At 63.1% G+C, this 26,005-nt stretch carries 22 protein-coding genes; 13 read left to right on the top strand and 9 right to left on the bottom strand.

The genetic code is table 11. The annotated features are described in order from the left end of the window. Positions 1–35: 35 nt before the first annotated feature. Positions 36–1,277 carry a cystathionine gamma-synthase family protein gene (locus J2X56_RS08505; protein WP_121044997.1) on the top strand — a complete coding sequence of 414 codons (1,242 nt, stop codon included), beginning with the start codon at positions 36–38 and terminating at the stop codon, positions 1,275–1,277. A gap of 126 nt (positions 1,278–1,403) precedes the next feature. Here J2X56_RS08505 and J2X56_RS08500 read toward each other — a convergent pair whose 3' ends face one another. Continuing rightward, entirely contained in the window at positions 1,404–2,000 is a 597-nt protein-coding gene (locus tag J2X56_RS08500; protein WP_121044995.1) for a TIGR00730 family Rossman fold protein, read from the bottom strand. A gap of 251 nt (positions 2,001–2,251) precedes the next feature. Between J2X56_RS08500 and J2X56_RS08495 the strand changes: the two genes are divergently transcribed. The 10 genes from J2X56_RS08495 to J2X56_RS08450 all read left to right on the top strand — a co-directional run bounded on the left by J2X56_RS08495 (position 2,252) and on the right by J2X56_RS08450 (position 12,016). Continuing rightward, a complete protein-coding gene (locus J2X56_RS08495; protein ID WP_034338929.1) occupies positions 2,252–3,268 on the top strand; it encodes a patatin-like phospholipase family protein in 1,017 nt (338 codons plus the stop codon). Between the two features lie 104 nt (positions 3,269–3,372). After that, a complete protein-coding gene (locus J2X56_RS08490) occupies positions 3,373–4,275 on the top strand; it encodes an alpha/beta hydrolase (RefSeq protein ID WP_310159589.1) in 903 nt (300 codons plus the stop codon). 136 nt (positions 4,276–4,411) lie between these two features. Continuing rightward, positions 4,412–5,254 (top strand): 3',5'-nucleoside bisphosphate phosphatase, encoded by an 843-nt coding sequence (locus tag J2X56_RS08485; RefSeq protein WP_121044991.1) that lies wholly within the window; start codon positions 4,412–4,414, stop codon positions 5,252–5,254. Between the two features lie 64 nt (positions 5,255–5,318). Then, positions 5,319–6,194, top strand: a complete 876-nt coding sequence (gene htpX / locus J2X56_RS08480) for a protease HtpX (protein WP_121044989.1) — start codon at positions 5,319–5,321, stop codon at positions 6,192–6,194. Between the two features lie 86 nt (positions 6,195–6,280). Continuing rightward, positions 6,281–6,916, top strand: a complete 636-nt coding sequence (locus tag J2X56_RS08475; RefSeq protein ID WP_121044987.1) for an L-threonylcarbamoyladenylate synthase — start codon at positions 6,281–6,283, stop codon at positions 6,914–6,916. Positions 6,917–7,006: 90 nt separating this feature from the next. After that, a complete protein-coding gene (locus J2X56_RS08470) occupies positions 7,007–7,666 on the top strand; it encodes a site-2 protease family protein (RefSeq protein WP_039784686.1) in 660 nt (219 codons plus the stop codon). A 61-nt stretch (positions 7,667–7,727) separates the two neighbouring features. Next, positions 7,728–8,927 carry a tryptophan--tRNA ligase gene (locus J2X56_RS08465; RefSeq protein WP_310159584.1) on the top strand — a complete coding sequence of 400 codons (1,200 nt, stop codon included), beginning with the start codon at positions 7,728–7,730 and terminating at the stop codon, positions 8,925–8,927. Between the two features lie 163 nt (positions 8,928–9,090). Further along, the gene (gene dapA, locus J2X56_RS08460; RefSeq protein ID WP_039784688.1) at positions 9,091–9,969 is read left to right on the top strand and encodes a 4-hydroxy-tetrahydrodipicolinate synthase; all 879 of its coding nucleotides are present in this window, start codon (positions 9,091–9,093) and stop codon (positions 9,967–9,969) included. A gap of 61 nt (positions 9,970–10,030) precedes the next feature. After that, positions 10,031–11,212, top strand: coding sequence for an outer membrane protein assembly factor BamC (gene bamC, locus J2X56_RS08455; RefSeq protein WP_121044981.1), 1,182 nt, complete (start codon positions 10,031–10,033; stop codon positions 11,210–11,212). 18 nt (positions 11,213–11,230) lie between these two features. Next, on the top strand, positions 11,231–12,016 hold the full coding sequence (locus J2X56_RS08450) for an MBL fold metallo-hydrolase (protein ID WP_121044979.1): 786 nt from the start codon (positions 11,231–11,233) through the stop codon (positions 12,014–12,016). A gap of 441 nt (positions 12,017–12,457) precedes the next feature. On the opposite strand, the gene J2X56_RS08445 is transcribed toward J2X56_RS08450, so the two are convergent. Together J2X56_RS08445 and J2X56_RS08440 are read right to left on the bottom strand one after the other, a co-directional pair. After that, on the bottom strand, positions 12,458–12,730 hold the full coding sequence (locus J2X56_RS08445; protein WP_075259113.1) for a hypothetical protein: 273 nt from the start codon (positions 12,728–12,730) through the stop codon (positions 12,458–12,460). Between the two features lie 322 nt (positions 12,731–13,052). Beyond that, positions 13,053–14,180, bottom strand: coding sequence for a cupin domain-containing protein (locus J2X56_RS08440; protein WP_310159579.1), 1,128 nt, complete (start codon positions 14,178–14,180; stop codon positions 13,053–13,055). A 225-nt stretch (positions 14,181–14,405) separates the two neighbouring features. Here J2X56_RS08440 and J2X56_RS08435 point away from each other — a divergent pair, with 225 nt between their 5' ends. Then, on the top strand, positions 14,406–14,948 hold the full coding sequence (locus tag J2X56_RS08435; protein ID WP_088754969.1) for a peptidylprolyl isomerase: 543 nt from the start codon (positions 14,406–14,408) through the stop codon (positions 14,946–14,948). Positions 14,949–15,112: 164 nt separating this feature from the next. Here J2X56_RS08435 and J2X56_RS08430 read toward each other — a convergent pair whose 3' ends face one another. From J2X56_RS08430 to J2X56_RS08410, 5 genes are all read right to left on the bottom strand, one after another. Then, positions 15,113–16,054 carry a hypothetical protein gene (locus tag J2X56_RS08430; RefSeq protein ID WP_134137352.1) on the bottom strand — a complete coding sequence of 314 codons (942 nt, stop codon included), beginning with the start codon at positions 16,052–16,054 and terminating at the stop codon, positions 15,113–15,115. 54 nt (positions 16,055–16,108) lie between these two features. Next, positions 16,109–18,790: a DNA mismatch repair protein MutS gene (mutS, locus tag J2X56_RS08425; protein ID WP_310159577.1), complete on the bottom strand. Its 2,682-nt coding sequence runs from the start codon at positions 18,788–18,790 to the stop codon at positions 16,109–16,111. A gap of 379 nt (positions 18,791–19,169) precedes the next feature. Then, positions 19,170–20,753, bottom strand: a complete 1,584-nt coding sequence (locus J2X56_RS08420) for a DHA2 family efflux MFS transporter permease subunit (protein WP_209567204.1) — start codon at positions 20,751–20,753, stop codon at positions 19,170–19,172. Between the two features lie 27 nt (positions 20,754–20,780). Beyond that, positions 20,781–22,013 (bottom strand): HlyD family efflux transporter periplasmic adaptor subunit, encoded by a 1,233-nt coding sequence (locus J2X56_RS08415; protein WP_209567201.1) that lies wholly within the window; start codon positions 22,011–22,013, stop codon positions 20,781–20,783. Positions 22,014–22,018: 5 nt separating this feature from the next. Beyond that, a complete protein-coding gene (locus J2X56_RS08410; RefSeq protein ID WP_310159573.1) occupies positions 22,019–23,578 on the bottom strand; it encodes an efflux transporter outer membrane subunit in 1,560 nt (519 codons plus the stop codon). Between the two features lie 243 nt (positions 23,579–23,821). Between J2X56_RS08410 and J2X56_RS08405 the strand changes: the two genes are divergently transcribed. Beyond that, positions 23,822–24,424, top strand: coding sequence for a TetR/AcrR family transcriptional regulator (locus J2X56_RS08405; RefSeq protein ID WP_039784739.1), 603 nt, complete (start codon positions 23,822–23,824; stop codon positions 24,422–24,424). A 204-nt stretch (positions 24,425–24,628) separates the two neighbouring features. Here J2X56_RS08405 and guaD read toward each other — a convergent pair whose 3' ends face one another. After that, positions 24,629–25,927, bottom strand: coding sequence for a guanine deaminase (gene guaD / locus J2X56_RS08400; protein ID WP_310159571.1), 1,299 nt, complete (start codon positions 25,925–25,927; stop codon positions 24,629–24,631). Between the last annotated feature and the right edge of the window lie 78 nt (positions 25,928–26,005).

The following is a 26,005-nucleotide window of genomic DNA, read 5'->3' as shown; positions in this document are numbered from 1 at the left end:
GCCTTGCTCATTTCTTCTGCTTTTCCGATCACGCGATGAACGATAAAAAGACCTACGGCTTCACCACCACCATCCTCCACAGCGACCGCCAGAAGGGCATCGAACACGGCTCGCTGCACAAGCCCATCCACACCTCCGTGACCTTCGGCTATGAAGATGCGCGCCAGCTGGCCGAGGTGTTCCAAGGCAAGCAGCCAGGCTATCGCTATGGCCGCCAGGGCAACCCGACCGTGTCGGCGCTGGAAGACAAGATCACCAAGATGGAAGACGGCAAGTCCACCATCTGCTTTGCCACCGGCATGGCCGCCATTGGTGCCATCGTCCAGGGTCTGCTGCGCGAGGGTGATCATGTGGTGTCCTCGGCTTTCCTGTTCGGCAATACCAACAGCCTGTGGATGACGGTGGGCGCGCAGGGGGCCAAGGTCTCCATGGTCGATGCCACCGATGTGAAGAACGTGGAAGCCGCCATCACGCCGCAGACCCGCCTGGTCTTCGTGGAAACCATCGCCAACCCGCGCACCCAGGTGGCGGACTTGAAGCGTATCGGCGAGCTGTGCCGCGAGCGCGGCATCCTCTACGTGGTGGACAACACCATGACCTCGCCCTATCTGTTCCGTCCCAAGACGGTCGGTGCGGGCCTGGTCGTCAATTCGCTGACCAAGTCCATCGGCGGCCACGGCAATGCCCTCGGTGGCGCCCTGACCGATACCGGTGAATACGACTGGACGCGCTACCCGCACATCGCCGACAGCTACAAGAAGAACCCGGCCCCGCAATGGGGCATGGCGCAGATCCGCGCCAAGGCATTGCGCGACTTCGGCGCCACGCTGGGCCCGGAAGCGGCACACCACATCGCCGTTGGCGCCGAGACCATGGCCCTGCGCCAGGAACGTGAATGCAAGAATGCGCTGGCGCTGGCCCAGATGCTGGAAGCTGATCCGCGCGTGGCAGCGGTCCACTATCCGGGGCTGGAGTCGCATCCGCAGCACGCCTTGTGCAAGCAGCTGTTCCGCTCTTTCGGCAGCCTGATGTCATTCGAGCTGAAGGACAGCATCGATTGCTTCGATTACCTCAACCGGCTGAACCTGGCCGTGGCCGCCAGCAACCTGGGCGACACCCGTACGCTGGTGATCCCGGTGGCGCACACCATCTTCTACGAGATGGGGGCCGAGCGCCGCGCCAGCATGGGCATCGCCGAGTCGCTCATTCGTGTGTCCGTGGGGTTGGAAGATACCGATGACCTGGTGGCCGATTTCCGCCAGGCGCTGGAGGCCTGAAGCGGCAAGCCCGCCATGACGGCGGTTCCAGGCCGAAGTGAATGAAACGACACGCCCGTCGCCTCGCAAGAGGGACGGGCGTTGTCGTTGGTGTCGCCAGATGAACGCTTTTGTAAAAAACCGGTGTCAGGGCACCAGGTTGGCGACCGCTTCGCGATCGGCCCACTTGGTCTTGTAGGTCGGCTTGAAGGTCTGGAAGCGCTCGATCAGCTTGACCGGATCGGCCTCATGCATCATCAGCCCGGACTGGTCGCTGCTGACGAAGCGCTGCGAGACCAGGTGATCGACGAAGGCGATCAGGTTGTTGTAGAAGCCCTCCACGTTGTACAGGCTGATCGGCTTGTAGTGGAAGCCCAGCTGGGCCCAGGTCAGCACCTCGAACAGTTCTTCCAGGGTGCCCATGCCGCCCGGCATGGCCACGAAGCCATCGGAGAGCTCGGCCATCATGGCCTTGCGTTCGTGCATGTCCTTGACGATGTGCAGGCGGGTCAGGCCGTCGTGGCCCAGCTCCTTGTCCAGCAAGGCTTTGGGGATGACGCCGGTGGCTTCGCCGCCCAGCTTCATGACTTCACTGGCGATGATGCCCATCAGGCCCACATTGCCGCCGCCATAGACCAGGGCGATGTTGTTCTTCACCATCTCCTGGGCCAGCTTGCGCGCTGCCTCGGCATAGGCCGGGGAAGCGCCGGGGGAAGAACCGCAATATACGCAAATCGATTTCATGTGTCCTCTGCTGTGTCCGTCGTTACGTCAGTACATGGTTACAATGGCTGAGCTGGATAGCCAGATGTTTCCTGCTGGAACCAGAATGTCTCTCCAAGCTGCCACTATCTCCAGCCGTCTTCCTGTTATACCATGATAGTGCAGTGCAGCATAAGCTGAAGTGGTGACGCCGGCGTGACAGCGCGGCACTGCGCATGCGCCCGGCCACATTGTGCGGGTCTGTCACGCGGCACGTGAAGATAAAGGACATCATGTCGAACAAGATCGTCAGTCTGGCCCTGCAAGGCGGGGGCTCGCATGGCGCCTTCACCTGGGGCGTGCTGGATCGTTTGCTGGAGGATGGCCGGCTGGACCTGGAAGGCATCAGCGGTGCCTCGGCCGGGGCCATGAATGCGGCGGTGATGGCCCAGGGCTACGTGCAGGACGGCCGCGACGGTGCCCGTGCGGCGCTGGAGCGCTTCTGGACGGCGCTCTCCAATGGCGTGCCGCTGGACCATGTTACGGCCGAAGGCGCGCCCGTCATCGCCAACCCCACGCCCATGCCCGGTATGCAGGCGCTGCTGGCGATGACGCGCTTCTTCTCGCCCACGCAACTCAATCCGCTGGATATCAATCCCCTGCGCGACATCCTGGTGGAGCAGGTCGATTTCGAACGCCTGCGCAGCCAGCGTGAGCTGAAATTGTTCATTGCGGCCACCCAGGTCAGTACCGGCACGCTGAAGATTTTCCGCAATCCCGATCTGTCGGTGGAAGTGCTGCTGGCCTCGGCCTGCCTGCCTTCGCTGCACCGGCCCATCGAGATCGATGGCGAAGCCTATTGGGATGGCGGCCTGACCGCCAATCCGCCGATTTTCCCGCTCTTGCATTCCTGTGCCGCACGTGACGTGATGGTGGTGCTGCTGCATCCCAGCCGTCGCGCCGGTACGCCCACTTCCAGCCACGACATCGGCCAGCGGCTCTCGGAAATCAGCTTCAGCTCGGCCTTCTTCACCGAGCTGAGCGGACTGGCCCTGGCCAAGCGCGAGGCCGAGAATTCCACTCTGGCCTTCGGCTCGCTGGAACGGCGGCTGCGCCAGCTCAACATCCACATGATCGATGCCAATGAGCTCATGGAGCAGCTGACCAACCTCTCCAAGCTCAATACCCAAGCCAGTTTCATCGGCAGCCTGTTCCAACAGGGCCGCGAGCGCGCCTCGGAATGGCTGGAGCAGAACTTCGCCCAGATCGGTCATACCTCCACCTTCGACCTCGGACGTTTCCTGCCCTGAGGCGGTTCGCGGGGCAGGGCGGACGCACGATCGTTCACTTTTGTCTATACTTTGCGGCTTGATCCTTCGTTCCGCCCCGCAGTACCGACAAAAAAAGACAAGCCATGCGCCAAACCATCGCCCAGAAAATCTTCCGTTCCGAATTCCTCGACGTGCGCGGCCTGCGCTACCACGTGCGCCACTGGGGCGACCCCCAGGCCCCCAAGATCTTCATGATGCATGGCTGGATGGATATGTCGGCGTCGTTCCAGTTCATGGTCGATGCCCTGCAAGGGGAATGGCACGTAATTGCTCCCGACTGGCGCGGTTTCGGCCTGACCGAGCGGGCCCCGGCGCAGTCCTACTGGTTCCCCGATTATTTGGCCGACCTCGATGCCATCCTTGACCACTACGCCGGTGAGGAGGCCATCAACCTGCTTGGCCACAGCATGGGCGGCAATGTGGTGAGCCTGTATGCGGGCGTGCGCCCCCAGCGCATCAAGCGGCTGGTCAACCTGGAAGGCATCGGCCTGCCCACGGCCAAGCCGGAGCAGGCGCCGGGACGCTTCACGCAATGGCTGGACGAGATGAAGAATCGTCCCGTATTGCGCGGCTACGAGACGCTCGAAGAGGTCGCGGCACGGCTGCAGAAGAACAATGCGCGTCTCTCGGACGAGCGCGCCGGTTTCCTGGCCCAGCATTGGGCGCAGCAGGATGAGAGCGGCCTGTGGCAGATCCTGGGGGATCCGGCCCACAAGCAGGTCAGCCCCATCCTGTACCGGGTCGATGAAATGATGGCCTGCTGGAGCCGCATCACCGCCTCGGTGCTGTGGATCGAGGCGATAGACAGCGATATCTGGCGTTTCTTCGGTCCGGCCTCGTTGAAACGTGAAGAAATCGACCGCCGCATCGCCTGTATCCCCAAGACGCAGGTGGAGATGATCGCCGACGCCGGCCACATGCTGCATCACGACCAGCCCGAGCGGCTGGCACAACTGATCGAGGCTTTCCTGCAGCAGCCGGCCTGAGGCCGGCCGCATCGTGCGGTGCAGTGCGGGGTTGGCATCAAGCGCGTAAAATGGACACATTCCAATCACCCGGACCTCCCTGACCGACGGCAGCCACAAGCGACCGGCGCGGTCGCTGAGGTCATTGCGACTTCCTATGTCTGAACTCAAGTTCGATCTGCATTGCCATTCCAACGTCTCCGACGGCCTGCTGCCGCCGGAGGAGGTGGCCGCGCGCGCCAAGGCCAACGGCGTGGGCGTGTGGGCGCTGACCGACCACGATGAAGTGGGCGGCGTGGCACGCGCCCGGGCGGCTGCGCGCGCGCTGGGCATGGAACATGTGGCCGGCGTGGAAATTTCGGTCACCTGGGCCGGGCATACGGTGCATATCGTGGGCTTGCGCATCGACGAGACCAACCAGGCCCTGGTCGACGGCCTGGCCGCCACCCGCAACGGCCGCGAACGGCGCGCCCGCGAGATCGCCGAGGCGCTGGATCGTCACGGCATTGGCGGCGCGTATGAAGGCGCGTTGAAGCACGTGGGCAACCCCGACCTGATCTCGCGCACGCACTTTGCGCGCTACCTGGTCGAATGCGGCACCTGCTGCGATACCAAGGAAGTCTTCGCCAACTACCTCACCGAAGGCAAGCCCGGCTACGTGCCGCATCGCTGGGCTACGCTGGAAGAGTCGGTGCGCTGGATCCGCGGGGCCGGCGGGGTGGCGGTGATCGCCCATCCGGGGCGCTACAAGTACACCCAGACCCAGTTCGGCGCATTGTTCGACGAGTTCAAGCAACTGGGCGGCGCGGCCATCGAAGTCAATACCGGCAGCCATACGCCGGAGCAGTACCAGGAATACGCCCAGGTGGCGCGCAGCTACGGCTTTCTGGCCTCGATGGGCTCGGATTTCCACGGTCCGGGCGAGTCGCGCATGGACCTCGGGGGATTGCCGCCCCTGCCGACCGGGGTCAAGCCGGTCTGGCATGACTGGGGGCTGTGAAGCTCTTGAATTCAGCAGGCCGATTCCTATCTAATAACCACTTTTCCGATAGGAGTTTTCCCCGATGAAACGCATCCTGCTGTTTATCGCCACCAACATCGCCGTGCTGGTGGTGATGAGCGTGATCCTCTCCCTGCTGGGCGTGGACCGCTTCCTCACGCGTTCCGGCCTGAACCTGCCGATGCTGATGGTGTTCTCGCTGGTGGTCGGCTTCACCGGATCGATCATCTCCTTGCTGATGAGCAAGAGCATGGCCAAGTGGTCCACCGGCGCGCGCGTGATCGAAACGCCCATGAACGGTACCGAAGCCTGGCTGCTGCAGACCGTGGGCAAGCTGGCCCAGCGCGCCGGCATCGGCATGCCGGAAGTGGCGGTCTATGACGGCGAACCCAATGCCTTTGCCACCGGTGCCTTCCGGGATTCGGCCTTGGTGGCGGTGTCCACCGGCCTGCTGCAGGGCATGACGCAGGACGAAGTGGAAGCCGTGCTGGGCCACGAGGTCGCTCACATCGCCAACGGCGACATGGTCACCATGACTCTGATCCAGGGCGTGGTGAATACCTTCGTGGTGTTCCTGTCGCGGGTGGTCGGCTATTTCGTGGATTCGGCCCTGCGCCGCAACAACGAGTCTTCCGGCCCCGGCATCGGTTACATGGTGACGGTGATGGTGTGCCAGATCGTCTTCGGTATCGGTGCCTCGATCATCGTGGCCTGGTTCTCGCGCCATCGTGAATTCCGCGCCGATGCCGGTGCGGCGCGCCTCTTGGGCACGCCCCAGCCGATGATCAATGCCCTGGCGCGCCTGGGCGGCTTTTCGCCGGAAGGCCTGCCGCAGAACATGGCAGCCCTGGGCATCAGCGACAAGCCCGGCATCATGGCGCTGTTCTCGACACACCCGCCGCTGGAACAGCGCATCGCCGCCCTGCGCGGCCAGCGCTAAGCCCGGTGGGCAGCGACAACGGCGGTGGTGACACCGCCGTTGTGCTTTTTACGATTTGGATTTGGATTGGAAACGGAAACCGCATCATGAGCCAGTTTTTCGAGATTCACCCCGACAACCCGCAACTGCGCCTGATCAAGCAAGCCGCGCAGATCATCCACAAGGGCGGCCTGGTTGCCTTGCCCACCGACTCCTGCTACGCGCTGGTCTGTCAGCTGGACAACAAGGATGCCGTGGAGCGTGTGCGCCGCATCCGTGGCGTGGACGACAAGCACCACCTCACCCTGCTGTGCCGCGACCTCTCCGAGATCGCCCAGTACGCCAAGGTGGACAACCGCCAGTACCGCCTGCTGAAGGCCGCCACCCCCGGTGCCTATACCTTCATCCTGGAAGCCACCAAGGAAGTGCCGCGCCGCCTCTCGCACCCCTCGCGCAAGACCATCGGCCTGCGCGTGCCGGAGAACCGCATCGCCCACATGCTGCTGGAAGAACTGGGACAGCCGCTGCTGGGTACCACCCTGATCCTGCCGGACGAAGATCTGCCGCTGACCAGCGCCGAAGACATCCGCAGCCATCTGGAAAAGCAGATCGAACTGGTCATCGACAGCGGTGCCTGCAGCCTGGAGCCGACCACCGTGATTGATCTCACCGATGACAATGAACCCGTGCTGGTACGCCAGGGCAGGGGAGATGCAGGCATCTTCGGTTTGCAGGCTGCCTGAGCGAGTTTTTGTTCACCCACATCCGGCCAGCGGAAGCGGCCCCGAGCGAATCCGGGGCAGTTCGTTGTCCCTCTGCTAAAATCCCCGCCCATGAATGAACTCATCCAGACCGTCGCGGTTTACGCGCTGCCCGTGCTCTTCGCCATCACCCTGCACGAGGCGGCCCATGCCTATGCGGCCAAGTTTTTCGGGGATACCACGGCGTATTCGATGGGGCGCATGAGCCTCAATCCGCTCAAGCACATTGATCCCTTTGGTACCATCCTCATTCCCATCATGCTGTACTTCGCCACCAATGGCGCTTTCCTGTTCGGCTACGCCAAACCGGTGCCGATCAACTTCGGCCACCTGCGCAAGCCCAAGCGCGACATGGCCTGGGTCTCGCTGGCTGGTCCCGCTGCCAATTTCTTCATGGCACTGCTGTGGATGCTGGCCATCTATGCCCTGGCGCTGGGTGGGGTACAGGAAGAATTCTTCACACTGATGGCCAGGGCGGGGGTGCTGACCAACCTGGTGATGTTCGCCTTCAACCTGTTCCCGATTCCGCCGCTGGATGGCGGGCGTATCCTCACCAGCTTGTTGCCGAACAAATATGCGTATAAATTCGCCCAGATCGAGCCCTATGGCTTCTTCATCGTCATGGCGCTGGTGCTGCTCAAGGTGATTTACGCCTGGTGGATGGCCCCCGTGATGTATGTGGCCGGCAAGCTGCTGCAGCTCATTACCTTCCCCATCACCTTGCTGTTCTGATCCTTCATGTCGCTGATCCTGTTCATGTCGAACCGCCACCTGCCAACCAACGCCAAACGCCATGTATCCTGACCGCGTCGTCTCCGGCATGCGCCCCACGGGCGCGCTGCACCTGGGCCACTATCACGGTGCCCTGAAGAACTGGGTCAAGCTGCAATCCGAGCTGCCCTGCCTGTTCTTCGTGGCCGACTGGCATGCGCTGACCACCCATTACGACGATCCCTCCGTGATCGAGACCAGCACCTGGGAAATGGTGATCGACTGGCTCGCCGCCGGGGTTGATCCCTCCCAGGCCACGCTGTTCATCCAGTCGCGCGTGCCCGAGCATGCCGAGCTGCATCTGCTGCTGTCCATGGCCACCCCGCTGGGCTGGCTGGAACGCGTGCCGACCTACAAGGACCAGCAGGAAAAGCTGGCCGACCGCGACCTGGCCACCTACGGCTTCCTGGGCTACCCGCTGCTGCAGGCGGCTGACGTGCTGATCTACCGCGCCAGCCAGGTGCCGGTAGGTGAAGACCAGGTGCCGCACATCGAGATCATGCGCGAGATCGCGCGCCGCTTTAACCACCTGTACGGCAAGGAAAAAGGCTTCGAGGAAAAGGCCCTGGCCGCCACCAAAAAGCTGGGCAGCAAGCGCGCCAAGCTGTACCTGGAACTGCGTACGCAATTCCAGGAAAAGGGCGACGATGAAGCGTTGGAACAGGCCAAGGCCATGCTGGACGATGCCCAGAACCTGTCGATGATCGATCGTGAACGTTTGTTCGGCTACCTCGAAGGCAGCCGCAAATTGATCCTCACCGAGCCGCAGGCCATGCTCACCGAAGCTTCACGCCTGCCGGGGCTGGATGGGGCCAAGATGTCCAAGAGCTACGGCAACGCCATCGCCCTGCGTGAAGAGGCCGCTTCGGTCACCAAGAAGGTCAAGACCATGCCGACCGACCCGCAGCGCGTGCGTCGCAGCGATCCGGGCGATCCGGACAAATGCCCGGTCTGGCAATTCCACCAGGTTTATTCCACCCCGGAAGTGAAGGAATGGGCCGCCAAGGGCTGCCGTTCGGCCGGGATCGGTTGCCTGGAGTGCAAGCAACCGGTGATCGATGCCATCCTGCAGGAGCAGCAGCCGATGCTGGAACGCGCCCAGCCCTACCTGGACGATCCCTCGCTGGTGCGCGCCATCGTCGCCGATGGCTGCGACAAGGCCCGCAAGCTGGCCCAGGACACCATGCGCGACGTGCGCGAAGCCATGGGGCTGGGTTATTGACCAGCGGCAAGCGGGTGGGAGGCCGTCGCGGGGCCCGCAGGGGCGGGCTCTCCGGTTTTTTTTACGTCCGCTTTCATCTCTGGCAGCCGCAAATTGACCTGATGAGGCGCCTATCCGCTACAATCAGGCCTTTATTCTGACCACCACCTTACATACGCACACCATGATCAAGGGTAGCATTGTTGCAATCGTCACTCCCATGCATCCGGACGGCAGCCTCGACTACGATGGCCTGCGCAAGCTGATCGACTGGCATATCGCCGAGGGAACCGACAGCATCGTCATCGTCGGTACCACCGGCGAATCGCCCACCGTCTCGATGGAAGAGCACTGCGAACTGATCAAGGTCGCGGTCGAGCACACGGCCAAACGCATCCCCATCATCGCCGGTACCGGCGGCAATTCCACTGCCGAAGCCATCGAGCTGACCGCCTTCGCCAAGAAGGTCGGCGCCGACGCCTCGCTGCAGGTGGTGCCGTACTACAACCGTCCGACCCAGGAAGGCATGTACCTGCACTTCAAGACCATCGCCGAAGCGGTGGATCTGCCGGTGATCCTGTACAACGTGCCCGGCCGTACGGTCGCAGACATGAGCAACGAGACCATCCTGCGCCTGGCGCAGGTCAAGGGCATCGTGGGCGTGAAGGATGCTACCGGCAACATCGGCCGCGGCACCGACCTGATCCGCCTGGCCCCCAAGGACTTCGCTGTCTACTCCGGTGATGACGCCACCGCCATCGCCTTGATGCTGTATGGCGGCGCCGGCAACATCTCGGTGACGGCCAACGTCGCCCCGCGCGACATGCACGAGCTGTGCGTGGCTGCCATGAGCGGCAACATCGCCCGTGCCGTGGAACTGAACAACAAGCTGCTGCCGCTGCACAACAAGCTCTTCGTCGAACCCAACCCGGTGCCGGTCAAGTGGGCCATGCAGGAGATGGGGCTGATCCCGTCGGGCATGCGCCTGCCGCTGGCGCCGCTGGGCGAGTCCTTCCACGACACCGTGCGCGCTGCCCTGCGCGAGTCCGGCGTCTTAAACTGATCGGCTTGGCCGTTTTGGCGCAGGTCTCCTGAAATCCGATTCCGCTTTCACTAGTAACGATATGACTAATAGCAATAACGTTCGTCCGGTCTCCCGCTCCGCGTACACACTTACCCAACGCAGCATCGTCGTCGCACTGGCGCTGGCCGGACTGGCAGGATGCTCGTCCATCGGCAACATGCTCGAAGGCGACCGTATCGATTACAAGAGCGCCGAAAAGGCCCGTGGCCCGCGCCTGGAAGTGCCGCCCGACCTGACCCAGCTGCAGCGCGACAACCGCTACGCCATCCCCGAAGCCAACAAGGGTGTGGCCACTGCTTCCGGCTACCAGCTGGAACAGCAGAACAAGCCGACCACCGATGTCACCTCCGTGGCACCGACGTCCAAGGGCAACGAAATCCGTATCGAGCGCGATGGCTCGCAGCGCTGGCTGGTGGTCAAGCAGACCCCGGAACAGCTGTGGCCGCAGATCAAGGACTTCTGGCAGGACAGCGGATTCCTGATCAATATCGAGTCGCCCGATACCGGCGTGATGGAAACCGACTGGGCCGAGAACCGCGCCAAGATCCCGCAGGACTTCATCCGCAATACCCTGGGCAAGGTGTTTGATTCGCTGTACTCCACCGGCGAGCGCGACAAGTTCCGCACCCGTCTGGAACGCGGCCCGAACGGCACCACCGAAATCTTCATCAGCCATCGCGGTGCCGAAGAAGTGCTGACCGGTTCGGCCAAGGAAACCTCGGTCTGGACCGCACGTCCCTCCGATCCTGGCCTGGAAGCTGAATTCCTGTCGCGCCTGATGGTGCGCCTGGGTGCAGAAGAAACCAAGGCCAAGGCAGCCGTGGCCAATGCTCCCTCGCTGCAGGCCCGTTCGCGCCTGCAGAAGACCGCCACCGGCACCAGCGTGCAAGTGGATGAAGGCTTCGACCGCGCATGGCGTCGCGTCGGCCTGGCACTGGACCGCGTGGGCTTCACCGTGGAAGACCGCGACCGCAGCCAGGGCATCTACTTCGTGCGCTACGTGGACCAGAACCAGGATGCCAAGGACAAGAAGGATGACGGTTTCTTCTCGCGCATCTTCAGCTCCAAGGACAAGGACAAGAAGGCTGCCAAGTACCGCATCGTGGTCAAGGGTGCCGGTTCCGACAGCAGCAACATCGTCGTGCAGAACGGCGAGGGCGGTCCGGATACCTCGGGTATCTCCGACAAGATCCTCGGCCTGCTCAACGAACAGCTGAAGTAAGCAGGACCCGGGGCTCAGATGAAGTTCGCGAGCCTCGGTAGCGGCAGCGAAGGCAATGCGCTGCTGATCTCGGCCGCAGCCGGCGACCAGCGTCCCTCCTCGGGGACCACGGTCATGCTGGACTGCGGCTTTACTTTGCGCGAAGCGGAAAAGCGCATGCTGCGCCTGGGCCTGGATCCTTCCGATGTCTCGGCCATCGTGGTCACGCATGAGCATTCGGACCACGTCAGCGGCGTCTTCAAATTCGCGCGGCGCTATCGCATTCCGGTCTGGCTCAGTTATGGCACCTGGCAGGCGGTGGCCGAGCAGGCCAACGATGTCGATGTACGTTTCTGCGCCGATGGCCAGAAGCTTGCCATCGGCGATCTCGAACTCTCGCCCTATACCGTTCCGCACGATGCCCGCGAGCCGGTCCAGTACGTGGCCAGCGATGGTGATCGTCGCCTCGGCGTGTTGACCGATGCCGGCCAGCCGACTGCGCACCTGGTGCAGGCCCTTGATGCCTGCGATGCGCTGCTGCTGGAATGCAATCACGACCGCGACATGCTGGATCGCTCGCCTTATCCCGCCTTCCTCAAGCGCCGCATCGGCGGCGACTACGGCCATCTGGCCAACGACGCCAGCGCCGAGATCCTGCGGCTGCTCGACAAAAGCCGGCTCAAGCGCGTCATCGGCGCTCACCTGAGCCAGCAGAACAACACTCCCGAACTGGCCCGCGCGGCCATAGAAAGCGTACTCGGCACCACTTTTGGCGAGATCGGCATCGCCTGTCAGGAAGAAGGCTTCGCCTGGCTGGACGTCTGATCGCAAAACGCGAGTGGGTCAGCCCTTTGTCAGGCTGTCTGTGTCTTGGGTGCGCTGCGTCAGAAACAATTTGTTTCTCTTTTTCTTCAGCTTGAAGGGCCTTGATTTGATCCCGGTCCGCGGTTCCGTCTCGTCTGCTGCGATATTGTGTCTTCGATAAGAAATGCGGCTTCTGCGGGCTTGTCAGGTCCTTGTCAGTGGGTGAGCCAGGATTGAATGCGGCGATGCGTTCCTGGGCCGTTCTGAGCGGTTTGCGCTGGATCAAACGAGGGCAATGTCCGGGAGATCTGAAGTGAAGGCTGCTTCACGTGCCAAGTGAAGAGAAAAGACAGTGATATGAAGTTTCGGACTGGAACGCCCGGCAAAAACAAAACGACAACAAAACTCGGGACGAAAAAAAACCGGTCTTGCGACCGGTTTTTTCCGAAAATAATCCGAAGATTACTTGGCCGGAGCGGCTTCAGCCGGCTTTGCATCAGCGGCCGGAGCGGCAGCGTCGGCAGGCTTCGCATCAGCAGCCGGAGCAGCGGCGTCAGCCGGCTTGGCAGCGTCAGCAGCAGGAGCGGCGTCAGCCGGCTTTGCATCAGCAGCCGGAGCAGCAGCGGCCGGAGCTTCAGCAGCAGGAGCAGCAGCAGGTGCCGGTGCTTCTTCCTTCTTGCCGCAAGCAGCCAGGGCAACAGCCAACAACGAAGCGATCAACAGAGTCTTTTTCATGAATATTCCTTCAATATTTAAAAATTGTGCGATGAATAATTACCGGTAATTATCGCTCTACTGGGAGGCTTTCGCCGCGGGTAAGACCTCACGGTCGGGCTTCGGTTCTTGCTTCTTTTTTACTGCCGAAACAACGCCTGACAACGAAAACTTTCCAGCCCATCATTATAGCTATTTTTTTCCGGAATCACATCGCCACTATGGGAATTCGTAAGAATTTGTAAGAACTTACATCCCTTTTCAGCGGCCCGGAAAGTCTTGGCGCAAGCCGCTCTCCGGGATTTTCTAAAGTAATTTCGAGAAGTGTCCGCAATAAATTTCATTAATCTCGAATGATGTCGAGCCAGCCACTTTCATGCCATTGGTGCAATGCTTCCAGCAGGTCTTCGGAGGCCAGGTCGAGGTCGGATTTCTCCAGCACACGCGAGTCTGCCAATCGCGCCAGGATCGCCTTGTCGCCGCGATTGACCTGGAAGGATTCGCCATTGATGAAGACGTGAGAGCCACGGTACAGCATGCGCGTCTTGCAATGCAGCGCCAGACCGCGTTTCTTCGCGCCCTGGAAAAAGCGAGCAAAAGATAATTCCGCGGTCCGTGCTTCGAAGAAAACGCTGGGTTTGGGCTCTGACAGATGCTCGCCCAGGAAGATGGTGATGTCGTCGTCGGTGAAGCGGATCTTGTTGAGCTCGTCGCGGATGCGCGCCACCATGTCCAGTGGCAATTCGGCGGGCTTGGCGGTGGCTTTCAGGTCAGGATCTTCATAGCGGCCGGACAGGTCGATGGTATCCATCATGAATTCAAGGAAGGATTCGCCCAGTTCCTGGTAGGCTGGCGAGCGGAAGCCGACCGAATAGGTCATGCATTCGCCGATGGCCACGCCGTCGTGCGCGTATTGCGGCGGCAGGTAGAGCATGTCGCCCGGTTCCAGCACGAATTCCTGTTCGGCTTGGAAGTGGCTGAGGATCTTCAGCGGCACGCCTTCTTCCAGCGTCAGGTCGTCTTGCGCGCTGATGCGCCAGCGGCGTTGTCCGTGGGCCTGCAGCAGGAAAACATCATAGGAATCGAAGTGCGGACCGACGCCGCCGCCATCGGTGGCGTAGCTGATCATCAGGTCGTCCAGGCGTGCATCGGGCACGAAGCGGAACTGGCGCAGCAGGGCATCGGCGGCCGGATGGTGCAGGTTCACGCCCTGCACCAGCAGGGTCCAGGCCTTTTGCTTCAGGGGCGGCAGCTTGTTGAAGGGGCCGTGCTGCATGTCCCAGCCATCGGTGCGATGGGTGATGAGGCGCGATTCGACATCATCGCGGCGGGCCAGGTCGAACAGTTCCTGGCGCGGCAGCGGCGCGGTGAAATTGGGGATGGCGTTGCGGATCAGGAGCGGCTTCTTGTGCCAGTAGTCACGCAGGAATTGGGCGGGCGTGATGCCGCCGAGCAGATCGAGTTTTTTCATGGTCGCCATTATAGAGGTGCCAGCGCAGCCGTACGCCATTGGCGGCGGCCAAGTTTGATGCAGGTATAATCGCGGAGTCGAGATACCGTTTTTGAAAGCGTCCTTGCCTCGCGGGAATGGCAAGGGGATGGTTCTTAGGCCCCAACCCGGGTGGCAGGTGTCCCGCGCGACGCTTCCGCAGCAGCTGCCGCTCCCGCACCACTATCGATACAAAGGACCCTTACGATGAAGATCGCGAAGAATACCGTCGTTTCCGTCAACTACAAGCTGTCGGATGCCCAGAACAACCTGATCGAGCAAAGCAGCGAGCCGATGGTCTACCTGCACGGCGGCTATCACAACACCCTGCCCAAGATCGAAGAAGCGCTGGACGGCAAGGAAGTCGGCTACAGCACCACCATCCAGGTCGAACCGGAAGATGCCTTCGGCGAATATGATTCCGAGCTGGTCAAGATCGAGCCGGTCGAGCGCCTGCCGCAACCGCTGGAAGTGGGCATGCAGTTCGAAGGTTCGCCCGATGACGACAGCGAAGAGTCGGTCATCTTCACCGTCACCGAAGTGGCGGACGGCAAGGCCGTGCTCGATGGCAACCACCCGCTGGCCGGCATCGCGCTGCGCTTTGAACTGGCGGTCACCGAAGTGCGCGCCGCCTCCGAAGAAGAAGTGGCCCACGGTCACGTCCACGGTGCCCACGGCCACCATCATCACCACGATGATGAAGATGAAGGCGACGCCGGCGACCACTTCCGCAGCCAGCCGCTGAACTGATCGCTGAATTCTGATCGCAGCGCCGCAAGCCGATCCCGGAAATCGGGATTTTCCTTCCGGCGACCATGCAAAAACGCCCGCAGATGCGCTCTGCGGGCGTTTTTCTTCATTTAAACCGTAAAAATCCGTTTGCCGGCAAGGATCTTGTACCTGGCATCGGGCAGCTAGCGCCGTTCTCCATCCGCATCGGCCACCGCAAACAGCTGTGGCAGATGGTCATCCACCACCACCTTGAGCCAGCGCTCACCCACGCCCACACTGCCCAGGTTGCCGGTCCAGAGGATATGGGCGGGCGTCTTGTTCTTGCCGCCCTGGGCATGTACCACCAGTACCCGCCCCTGGAACTTGCCGGCAAGCTCGGAGAACAGCTTGCGCGTCTCGGCAAAGCCATCGCGCTGGGTGCGGAAGAAGGAACGCTTGGGCGGCGGACCGAAGGGATTGCCATCACTGAAGAAGACGATGGCCGCGCTCTTCTTCAAGGCGGCAAAGGCGAACAGATGCTGCAGCCAGTTGCGGTTGGCGATGAGGCGGTCCTCGAACTCATTGTTGCGGCCGCCATCGAGCAGGAAGTGATTGTTGGCCGCCGGCAGGTTCACGGTGGCAAAGAGCACGTTGCCGATTTCCCAGCGGGTGTTCTCGGCATAGCTGCGGAACTTGGGCGTGAGCGACTGGCGCAGCATCGGCAGCCGGCTCGCGCCCAGCGAGAATTCGCTGGCATAGAAGATCTCGCGCATGCGGGCCAGGCGTTCGATGGCGTCCGAGCGGTTCTCGCGGTCGCGGCAGGTGATCCAGTCGCTGCCGGCCAGCGACACGAAGATGCCGTTCTGTGCCTGCGAGAGCATCTCGTGGCGCTCGGCATAGAGCGCGTCATCACAGCTTTCGGAGGGGGATTTGATGCCATTGACCACCACGAAGGCGAGGTTGTCGGCATCGGTCTCGGTCAGGGCCTGGCGCAGCGCCTGGTCGCCCTTGACGCCGGGCGCGGCATGGTTGATCACGCCGAACGAGAAATCCTGCCCGGCGGCCTGCGCCGCACCGCCCGCCATCAGGATGGCAGCGGTGAAGCAGGTGCACAGCAGGATGCGTCGGATCGGGCGGATCGGCATGCAGTCTCTCTGCGGTTCAAAGGGCGGCACGAAGCCGGCGTCCCCGTGGTGTTGTTATTGTCCCCGGCTCAGGGCCTTCAACTGGTAGAGCGCGTCCAGCGCCTGGCGCGGCGTCAGGGCATCGGGATCGATGCCGTCCAGCGATTGCAGCAGCGCCTGGGCCAGCGGATCGGGTTCGACCGCGCTGGCGGGATTGCGTTCATGGTCCGCTTCTTCAGTTTCCTCTTGCGTTTCCATGAAGGAAGGGGCGCTGAACAGGTCGAACTGCGGCGTCGGCTGCATGGACTGGCTTTCCAGCGCCGACAGATGCTTGCGCGCCGCGCGGATCACCGGTGCCGGCACCCCCGCCAGCTGCGCCACCTGCAGCCCGTAGCTCTGCGAGGCCGGGCCGCTCTGCACGGCATGCAGGAACACGATGCTGTCCTTGTGCTCCACGGCCGACAGGTGCACGTTGGCCGCCGTCGGGTGGATCTCAGGCAGCTGCGTCAGTTCGAAGTAGTGGGTCGCAAACAGCGTGAAGCTGCGCGTCACGTCGATGAGGTGCTTGGCAATCGCCCAGGCCAGGGCCAGGCCGTCGAAGGTCGAGGTGCCGCGTCCGACTTCATCCATCAGCACCAGCGAATGTTCGGTGGCGTTGTTGAGGATGGAGGCTGATTCGGTCATCTCCACCATGAAGGTGGAGCGGCCGCCGGCCAGGTCATCAGCGGCGCCGATCCGGGTGAAGATGCGGTCGATCGGCCCGATCACTGCGCTGGTGGCGGGCACGAAGCTGCCCACGTAGGCCAGCAGCGTGATCAGCGCCACCTGGCGCATGAAGGTCGATTTACCGCCCATGTTGGGACCGGTAATGAGCAGCAGCTTGCGCTCTGCGGCGAGCTGGCAGTCATTGGCGATGAAGCGTTCGATCTGGTTTTCCACCACCGGATGGCGGCCTTGCTCGATCTGGATGCAGGGCTCATCGACCAGTTGCGGCGCGCACCAGTTGTTGCGCACGGCATGGTCGGCCAGGGCCACCAGGGTGTCGAGCTGGGCCAGCGCATGGGCGATGGATTGCAGGCGCACGATGTGCGCGCCCATGTCATTGAGGAGCTGCTCGTAGAGGAATTTCTCGCGCGACAGTGACCGTTCCTGCGCGGAGAGCGCCTTGTCTTCGAAGGCTTTCAGCTCGGGGATGATGTAGCGTTCGGCATTCTTCAGGGTCTGGCGGCGGCGATAGTCTTCCGGCACCTTGTCGGTCTGGCCGTGGGTGACCTCGATGTAGAAGCCATGCACCTTGTTGTATTCCACCCGCAGGTTGGCGATGCCGGTGCGTTCACGCTCGCGTGCTTCCAGTTCCAGCAGGTACTGGCCGGCGTTTTCCGACAGGCCGCGCAGTTCATCGAGTTCAGCGTCATAGCCGCGCGCGATCACGCCGCCGTCGCGCACCATGGCGGCTGGCTCCAGCATGATGGCGCGTTCCAGCAGGTCCAGGCATTCCACGGGCGTGGCCAGGTCTTCGTGCAACTGGCCCAGCAGCGGTGCTTCAGCGTCGCGGGCGCACATCTCCACGTAGGCACGCAATGAACCCAGCTGCTGCAGGCCGCTGCGCAAGCCCGCCAGGTCGCGCGGACGGGCCGAGAGCAGGGCGATGCGGGTGGTGATGCGTTCGATGTCGGGAACGGCTGCCAGCGTGGCCGACAGGCCCGAGCAGGCATCCGTGCGCATCAGTGCATTGATGGCGGCATGGCGTTCGCGCGCGACTTGCTGGTCGCGCAGGGCGTGATGCAGCCAGTGGCGCAGCAGGCGCGAGCCCATCGCGGTACGGCAGTGGTCCAGCGTGGAGAACAGCGTCGGGGCCAGGGCATTGGCATCCTGCGCGCGGATGGTTTCGGTCAGTTCCAGGTTGCGGCGGGTGGCGGCATCCAGGCCGATGAATTCATTTTCGGATTCGACCGTGAGCGTGCGCACGTGCTGCAGGCCGCGTCCCTGGGTCGATTGCGCATAGCGCAGCAGGGCACCGGCGGCACAGATGGCCGGGCCCAGGCCATCGGCACCGAAGCCGTGCAGGGTGGCCACGCCCAGTTGATCGAGCAGGGCCTTCTCGCTGCTGGGCTGGTCGAAATGCCAGTCCGGCACTGTCACGGCGCGGTTGGGCAGGAGCGGCTCGCACTGCTCCAGCTGGCCATCGGCCACCAGCACCTCGGCGGCCGAGATGCGTTCCAGTTCCTGCTTCACGCGGCCATCGAGCGAGCTGCTCTCGACCGTGATTTCCATCATCTTCAGCGCGCCGCTGGCCATGGACAGCCAGGCCAGGCCGACCTGCATCTGCTTGCGCGACTTGGAGGGCAGCAGCTGCATGGCCAGCAGGCAGCGCTCGGATTTCTCGGGCAAGAGGTCGGAATCGGTCAGGGTGCCGGGCGTGACGACCCGCACCACCTTGCGCTCCACCGGGCCCTTGCTGGTAGCCGGGTCGCCGATCTGTTCGCAGATCGCCACCGATTCGCCGAGCTTGATCAGGCGTGCCAGGTATTGCTCCACCGAATGGAAGGGGACACCTGCCATCTTGATCGGGTTGCCGTTGGAGGAGCCGCGCTGGGTGAGGGTGACGCCCATCAGGCGCGAGGCCTTTTCGGCATCCTCGAAGAAGAGTTCATAGAAATCGCCCATGCGGTAGAACACCAGCGTGTTGGGATGGTCGGCCTTGATGCGCAGGTACTGCTGCATCATTGGCGTGTGGGCGGCGAGGTCTTTGGTCATGAGTCTGGGTGGCGATGCAGGGATCGCTTCTTGCAAGTTCGGGAATGCAGGGCCGCGCGGGCAGGCCACGGTGTGATCAGGCCACGGCGGGCGGCGGGAAGTCAGCCTGGCGGCCGCGCCGGGCGGGCCACCATAAATCAAAAATGCGGACCTTGGTCCGCATGCTTGAGCCGGGATTGTACGCGCATTGGGGGAGTGCAGCCAAGGGTAGCGCCCTGCATGGGGTTGAAGCAGGACAAAGAAGCGAGCGCATGTCCAGAAAGTTCGATTTTTTTGACTGTTCAATCAAGCCTTGGGCCCAAAAAAACAGGCGGCCACCGAAGTGGCCGCCTGCCCAGTCCGCAGGGGGGAGACGGACTGTGGGGGGAGAGCTTGTCGATCAGTGCGCCGAGCTCGTATCGGCCACCCGTGTCGGTTTCGGTGCCAGCCACACCGCCAGCGCCGCCAGCGAGAAGGACACCGCCGCCATCATGAAGATGTGGTTGGTGGCCAGCATCACGGCCTGGTTCTGCACCGTCTGCGCCAGCGAGCCCGTTGCCTGCTCGGCACTCATGCCGGAGGCCATCATGGCATTGACCGCATCGCCGCTGCGATCCACCAGGCCGGACAGTTCGGCGTGGAAGTAGGTGGCGTCGTTTTCCCAGCTGGTATTGACGATGGAGGTCGCAATCGCCCCGGCCATGGTGCGGCAGAAACTCATCAGGCCGGCCGCCGATGCGGTCTCTTCCTCGTTCACGCTGGAGAGCGCCAGGCCGGTGAGCGGCACGAAGAACAGCGGCAGTCCGATCCCCTGCAGGAACAGCGGCCAGCCGATCTGGAAGAACGACATGTCGGTGTTGTTGAAGGCCCGCAGGAAGGTGATGAAGCCCAGCCAGGTCACGCCGATGCAGACCAGCTTGCGCGCATCGACGGTGGTGGACATCTTGGCCACCATGGGGGCGGTCAACACGGCCAGGATGCCGGTCAGCGCCGAAATGCAGCCCGACCAGGTGGCGGTGTAGCCCATGTAGCCCTGCAGCCAGAGGGGTGTCAACACCACCGAGCCGAAGAAGGCACCGAAGGCCAGGCAGATAGTGGTCACGCTGGCGGTGAAGCCGCGATGGCGGAACACCCGCAGGTCGACGATGGGATTGTGCTCGGTCAGCTCCCAGATCAGGAAGGCAATGAAGAACACCACGGCGGTCACGGCCAGCAGCACGATCTCGGTGGAGGCGAACCAGTCCTTCTCCTTGCCTTCATCGAGCATCAGCTGCAGGGCGGCCACCCAGACCACCATCAGGATCAGCCCCACGCGGTCGATGGGCAGTTTGCTGGTCTTGGTCTCGAAGCGCTTGAGCATGCGCCAGCCGAGATAGCCGCAGATCAGCGCCACCGGCACGTTGATCCAGAAGATGTAGGGCCAGCTGTACTGGTCGCACAGCACCCCGCCCAGGATCGGGCCGGCAATCGGCGCCACCAGCGTGGTCATGGCCCACAGCCCCACGGCAGCCGGCGCTTTTTCCTTGGGGAAGATGCGCAGCAGCAGGGTTTGCGACAGCGGCATCAGCGGCCCCCCGGCCAGGCCCTGCATGACGCGGAAGGCGATCAGCATGCCCAGCGAATTGGCCAGTCCGCAGAGCGCCGAGAACAGCCCGAACATGACCATCGACAGGATGAACACGCGCACCGTGCCGAAGCGATTGGCCAGCCAGCCGGTCAGGGGCACGGTGATGGCTTCGGCCACCGCATAGGAGGTGATGACGTAGGTGCCCTGGCTGGTCGAGGCGCCCAGAGCCCCGGCGATGGTCGAGACCGAGACGTTGGCAATGGTGGTGTCGAGCACCGCGATGAAGTTGGCGGCGGCCAGCAGGATGCCGGCGCCCACCAGCTGGCCGCCGGTCAGCGGGGCCTCGAAGAGGCCGGGCTGGGCGGCAGGCTTGGGGGCGGGCAGGTCGCCCGCCGCTGCGCTTGTTGTGGATGACATGATGAGTCTTTCCTTGTGCTCGCCGGTTTACAGCGCGCCGGCCCGGGTCTCGGTGCTGGCCGACTTGGGCTGAGCGTCACCGGCCTGCATCTGGCCGCGCGTATCGATCTCCACCACCATCGACAGGCCCACCGACAGCGGACGCTGCGCCAGTTCCTTGGGATCCAGCGAGATGCGCACCGGCAGGCGCTGCACCACCTTGATCCAGTTACCGGTGGCGTTCTGCGCCGGGATCACCGCAAAGGCCGAACCGGTACCACCGGAGAGGCCGGTGACCACGCCGTGGTATTCCACCGAGCCGCCATAGATGTCCGCCTTCATGGTCACCGGCTGGCCGATGCGCACCTTGGTCAGTTGTCCTTCCTTGAAGTTGGCATCCACGTGCATCTGCTGCAGCGGCACCACCGACAGCAGGCTGGCGCCGCTCTGCACGCGCTGGCCGACCTGCACCTGGCGGCGGGCAATGACGCCATCCACCGGGGCGCGCAGCACGGTGCGTTCGAGATCCAGCTTGGCCTGATCCAGCTTGGCGCGGGCCAGGACCACTTCCGGGTTGTCGTCCACGGTGGTATTGGCCGTCAGTACGGTACTGGCCTTTTGCGCACCCTGGGTCGCCTTGATGTTGGCGCGGGACTGCACTTCGGCAGCTTCAGCGGCTTTCAGGTTGGCCTGGGCGGTCAGCAGGGCAGTGCGCGCATTGCTCAGTTCTTCACCCGACACCGAACCCGACTTGGCCAGCGCCTCGCGGCGCTGCAGGTCGATCTCGGCGCGCTTCATATCGGCCTGCGCCGACAGCAACTGGGCACTGGCACGCTTCTGCTCGGCCTCACGGGCCAGCACCTGGGCGGCCAGGCCGGCATCGTTGGCGAAGTAGCCCTTGACCTTGCGCTCGGTGCGGTCCAGGTCGGCCGCGGCCTGGTCCACGGCCAGCTTGGCATCGGCGTCGTCGATGCGCACCAGCACGTCGCCCTTCTTGACGGCCTGGGTATCGACCACGTCAACGGCGGCCACGATGCCATTGATGGCCGGGGTGACGGTGGCCACTTCGGTGGCGGTGTAGGCATTGTCGGTCTCGACGTAGCGCGAGCCGATCAGGTACCAGTAGCTGCCATAGCCGATGGCGGCGATGGCGACCACGCCGCCGAAGATGGCAAAGAGCTTCTTGCGCTTCTGCGCAGCGGCGGCCTTGGTGGCCGCTTCATTGCGCTGACGGGTTTCTTCGGCCAGGGTATGCGCCGCTTGGGAATCGCTGTGGGACATGATGTTCAACCTTTCGCTTGCTGTTCGGTGTGGGGCGCGGTGGCGCTGTCTTGGCTCTTGCTGTCGGCGGCGGCGCGGTAGCCGCCGCCCAGGGCGCGCACCAGCGCGACATCCAGGGTGAACAGGCGCGAGCGCAGGTCGGAGAGCTGGCGCAGGTTGCTGATGAGCGTGTCCTGCGCATTGAGCACGTCGAGGTAGGTGTTGAGGCCGCCGTTGTAGCGGTTGCTGACGATGCGATAGGCCTCTTCGGCAGCGTCGGCTGCAGCTTGTACGTCCTGCAGTCGGCCGGCCAGGGCCTTCTCGCTCACGCCGACGTCGGCCACATCCTGCAGGGCCTGGGTGACGGCCTGGTCATAGTTGGCCACGGCTTCGTCATAGCTGGCGCTGGCCGAGCGGAACTGACCGCGCAGGCGGCCGCCATTGAAGATGGGGAGCGAGATCGCCGGGCCGAAGCTGCCGATGTCGGAGCCGCTGCGGGTAAGCATGTCGATGCCCAGCGACTGGAAGCCGAAGTAGGCCGACAGGTTCACATTCGGATAGAAGGCTGCACGCGCCACCTTGATCTGCTTGCCCGCCGCTTCGGCGCGCAGGCGAGCGGCGACGATGTCGGGACGGCGGCCCAGCAGTTCCACCGGCAATTGCGCGGGCAAGCCAAAGGGTTTGGACAGATCGATCTGCGGACGCGCCAGCTGCAAGCCGCGATCCGGGCCTGCCCCGGCCAGTGCGGCCAGCTTGTTGCGTTGCAGGGCGATGGATTCGTCGGTGGCTTTGAGGTCGGCCTGGGCAATGGCGCGGCGCGCTTCCATCTGCTTGACCGAGCCACGCGTCTCCAGACCATTGGTGAAGCGCTGGTTGAACAGGTCCAGGGTTTCTTCACGCACCTTGAGCGCGGCTTCATTGGTGTCGCGCTGGGCGTAGAGCTGGGCCAGGTCGGCGTAGGCCGAGGCAATCGAGGTGGCCAGGGTGATGCGCGCCTGGGCGGCATCGGCCCGGCTGGCTTCCAGTTCGGAGGTGGCCGCCGCCAGCGCGGCGCGGTTCTTGCCCCAGAAATCGATTTCGTAGCTGAAGTCCAGCGTGGCGCGGGTTTCGTTGTTGTAGCCCTTGGGCACGAAGTCCGGCGGCACGCCATTGTTGTAGGACTGCTTCATGCGGTCCAGCGAGGCATTGCCGCTCACCTGCGGATAGAGTGCCGCACCTTGCTGCTGGGCCGTGCCCTCGGCCTTCATCAGGCGGGCCTTGGCCACGGCCATCGAGGGCGCATTTTGCAGGGCTTCGGCGATGAGGGCATTCAACTGGGCATCACCGTAGACCGTCCACCACTGGTCGCTCGGCCAGGCGGCTTGCACGGCCGTGGCGGCCAGGGTCTGGCTGCTCTGGTAGTGGTCGATGGACTTGGGTTCGGCGCGCGCACCGAGATCGGTGAAGGAAGCACAGCCGGCCATGAGCGCCGCTGCCAGCACGGCCGCCGAGACCGCCGCCGCCCGCCGCCACGGCAGGGTAGGCCGCTCGGACCGCAGCGCCGGATAGGGCGCGCGCTGGTCGGGGAGAGATGAGTTCTTGTTCATTTGCGTGGAGAGTGGAGTGAACGACTGAATCAGAAAATCAGGTGTTTATTAACTGTACAGTTCAGTATAGTATTCGCTTTCATGAAGTGTCAAGGCGCTTTGCGATAAATTGCTCGTCTTTTCGAGGCATTGCCGCAACAGGTTTTTTTGGCCGCGATTTGAGGGCAATCAGGCGGCTTTCGGCGGCATCGTCGCCTATAATTCGGGATTGGCCGGTTTTCTGGCCGGCATTACAGGACAATCATGCGCAAGAAGAGTGAAGAACGGCGGCAGCAGATGATCGACATCGCCGCCGAGGTATTCAACGAAATCGGGTTCGAAGGCGCCTCCATGGCGGAAATCTCGGCCCGTATCGGGGGCTCCAAGGCCACGCTGTACAACTATTTCAGCTCCAAGGAAGAGATCTTCGTGGAGGTGATGATCAAGCAGGTGGGTTGCCAGTTTGAAGAATTGTTCATGGCCTTGCGTAACGAAGACGAAGTACGCGCAGGTTTATTGCGGCTGGCGAATCATTATCTGGGCGTGGTGTTCCGGCCGGAGATTGTGGCGGTGAAGCGGCTGGGGATGTATTACGCCGGCAAGTCGGAACTGGGGCCGCTCTTGTACGAGCGCGGACCCAAACGTGGCTGGACGCGCATTGCCGATTTTCTGAAGGTCAAGATGGACGAGGGCAAGCTGCATGCGGGCGATCCCTGGATTGCCGCCATGCAGTTCCGCGCGCTGATCGAAGCAGAATGGATGGACGTGCGCATGCTCAATGTGGTCACCGAGATTCCGCCGGATCAGCTGCGGACTTCGGCGGAGCGGGCGGTGGAAGCTTTCCTTTATCTTTATCAGCCGCGCTGAGGGGATTCAGAAGCACTCGGTGACCCGGGCGACTGCAAGGCGGGGCAGACCAGAATTGATCCGGCATGGATCTTCCTTTAATTCAAGCTTCCACGCATGCGAAAAAGTTGGATCAATGGTCACAAAATGAAGTCCCTCAGAAAAACCGGACTTGCCTCAACGGCAAGCCCGGCTTCCCCCGCATCGGGGCAGATATGAACGATTTCAGCGCTGATGCACTCGCACCCCCGCCGAATAGGTTGCGGCGATGGCACGGTCGTCACCCAGGATGGCCAGTGCGAACAATTGTTCCTCCAGGCTGTCGGTGGTGGCACTGCGGCGGGCCAGCAAAGGCGTGGCCTGCGGATCAAGCACGATGAAGTCGGCATCACAGCCCGGCGTGAAGCTGCCGATGGTACCTTCCAGCTGAAGCGCGCGGGCACCGCCCAGCGTGGCCAGATAGAACATGCGCTGCGCCGGCAGGTAGGTGCCGCCCATGCGGGCGACCTTGTAGAGCTCGTTCATGGTCTGCAGCATCGAGAAGCTGGTGCCGCCGCCTACATCGGTGGCCAGCGACAGCGGCACCCGCGCCGCATCGGCACGGGCAAAATCGAACAGGCCGCTGCCCAGGAACAGGTTGGACGTCGGGCACAAGGTGGCGGCCGACTGCGTGGCTGCCATGCGGGCGCGATCCTGGTCGTCCAGCCAGATGCAGTGCGCATACAGCGCACGCTGGCGCATCAGGCCGTAGCCGTCATACACGTCCAGGTAGCTGCGGGCATCGGGATAGAGCTCCTTGACCCATTTCACTTCGTCCGTATTTTCGGCCACGTGGGTTTGTATATACGTGTCCGGATACTGCGCCGCCAGCTCCCCGGCCAGCTTCATCTGTTCATGTGTGGAGGTCGGGGCAAAGCGTACGGTGATCGCGTAATGCTGGCGGCCCTTGTTGTGCCAGCGCGCGATCAGCTCCTCGCTCTCGCGCACACCCGACTCGGCCGTATCTCGCAGGAAATCCGATGCATTGCGATCCATCAGGCACTTGCCGGCCACCATGCGCAGGTTGCGTGCATGGCTGGCCGCAAAGAAGGCATCCACCGACTGCGGATGCACCGTGCAATACACGGCCGCACTGGTGGTGCCGTTGCGCAGCAGTTCGGCCAGGAAGAAATCGGCCACCTCGGAGGCGTGTTCCGGCTGCTCGAAGCGGCGCTCGGCCGGGAAGGTGTAGTTGTCCAGCCAGGGCAACAAGCCCGGTGCGGGCGAACCGATGATGTCGGTCTGCGGATAGTGGATGTGGGTGTCGATGAAGCCGGGGCAAAGGATCTTGCCGCGCAGGTCTTCGATGACGGTGCCGGGCGGCAGGGTGGCGGCCAGCGTGGCGTAGTCGCCGGCGGCCTGGATCTTGCCGTCTTGTACCAGCAGCAGGCCATCGCTGTGCCATTGCGTGGCGTGTTCGTCGAAGGCGGGATCGTTGGTGAAATACAGCAGGCTGGCGCGGTAGGCTTGCAGGGATGGGCTCATGGTGTTTCCTCGATGCAGGCGGCGCCGCGCGCACGGGCGCGGGCCGTCGATTCAGTGGTCATCATACTGGAAGGCATG

Origin of the sequence: Herbaspirillum sp. 1173 (assembly GCF_031455335.1) — a bacterium.
Taxonomy (GTDB): domain Bacteria; phylum Pseudomonadota; class Gammaproteobacteria; order Burkholderiales; family Burkholderiaceae_D; genus Herbaspirillum; species Herbaspirillum huttiense.
The sequence above is the reverse complement of the archived record's forward strand: the minus strand, read 5'-3'. Positions and strand labels throughout refer to the sequence as shown.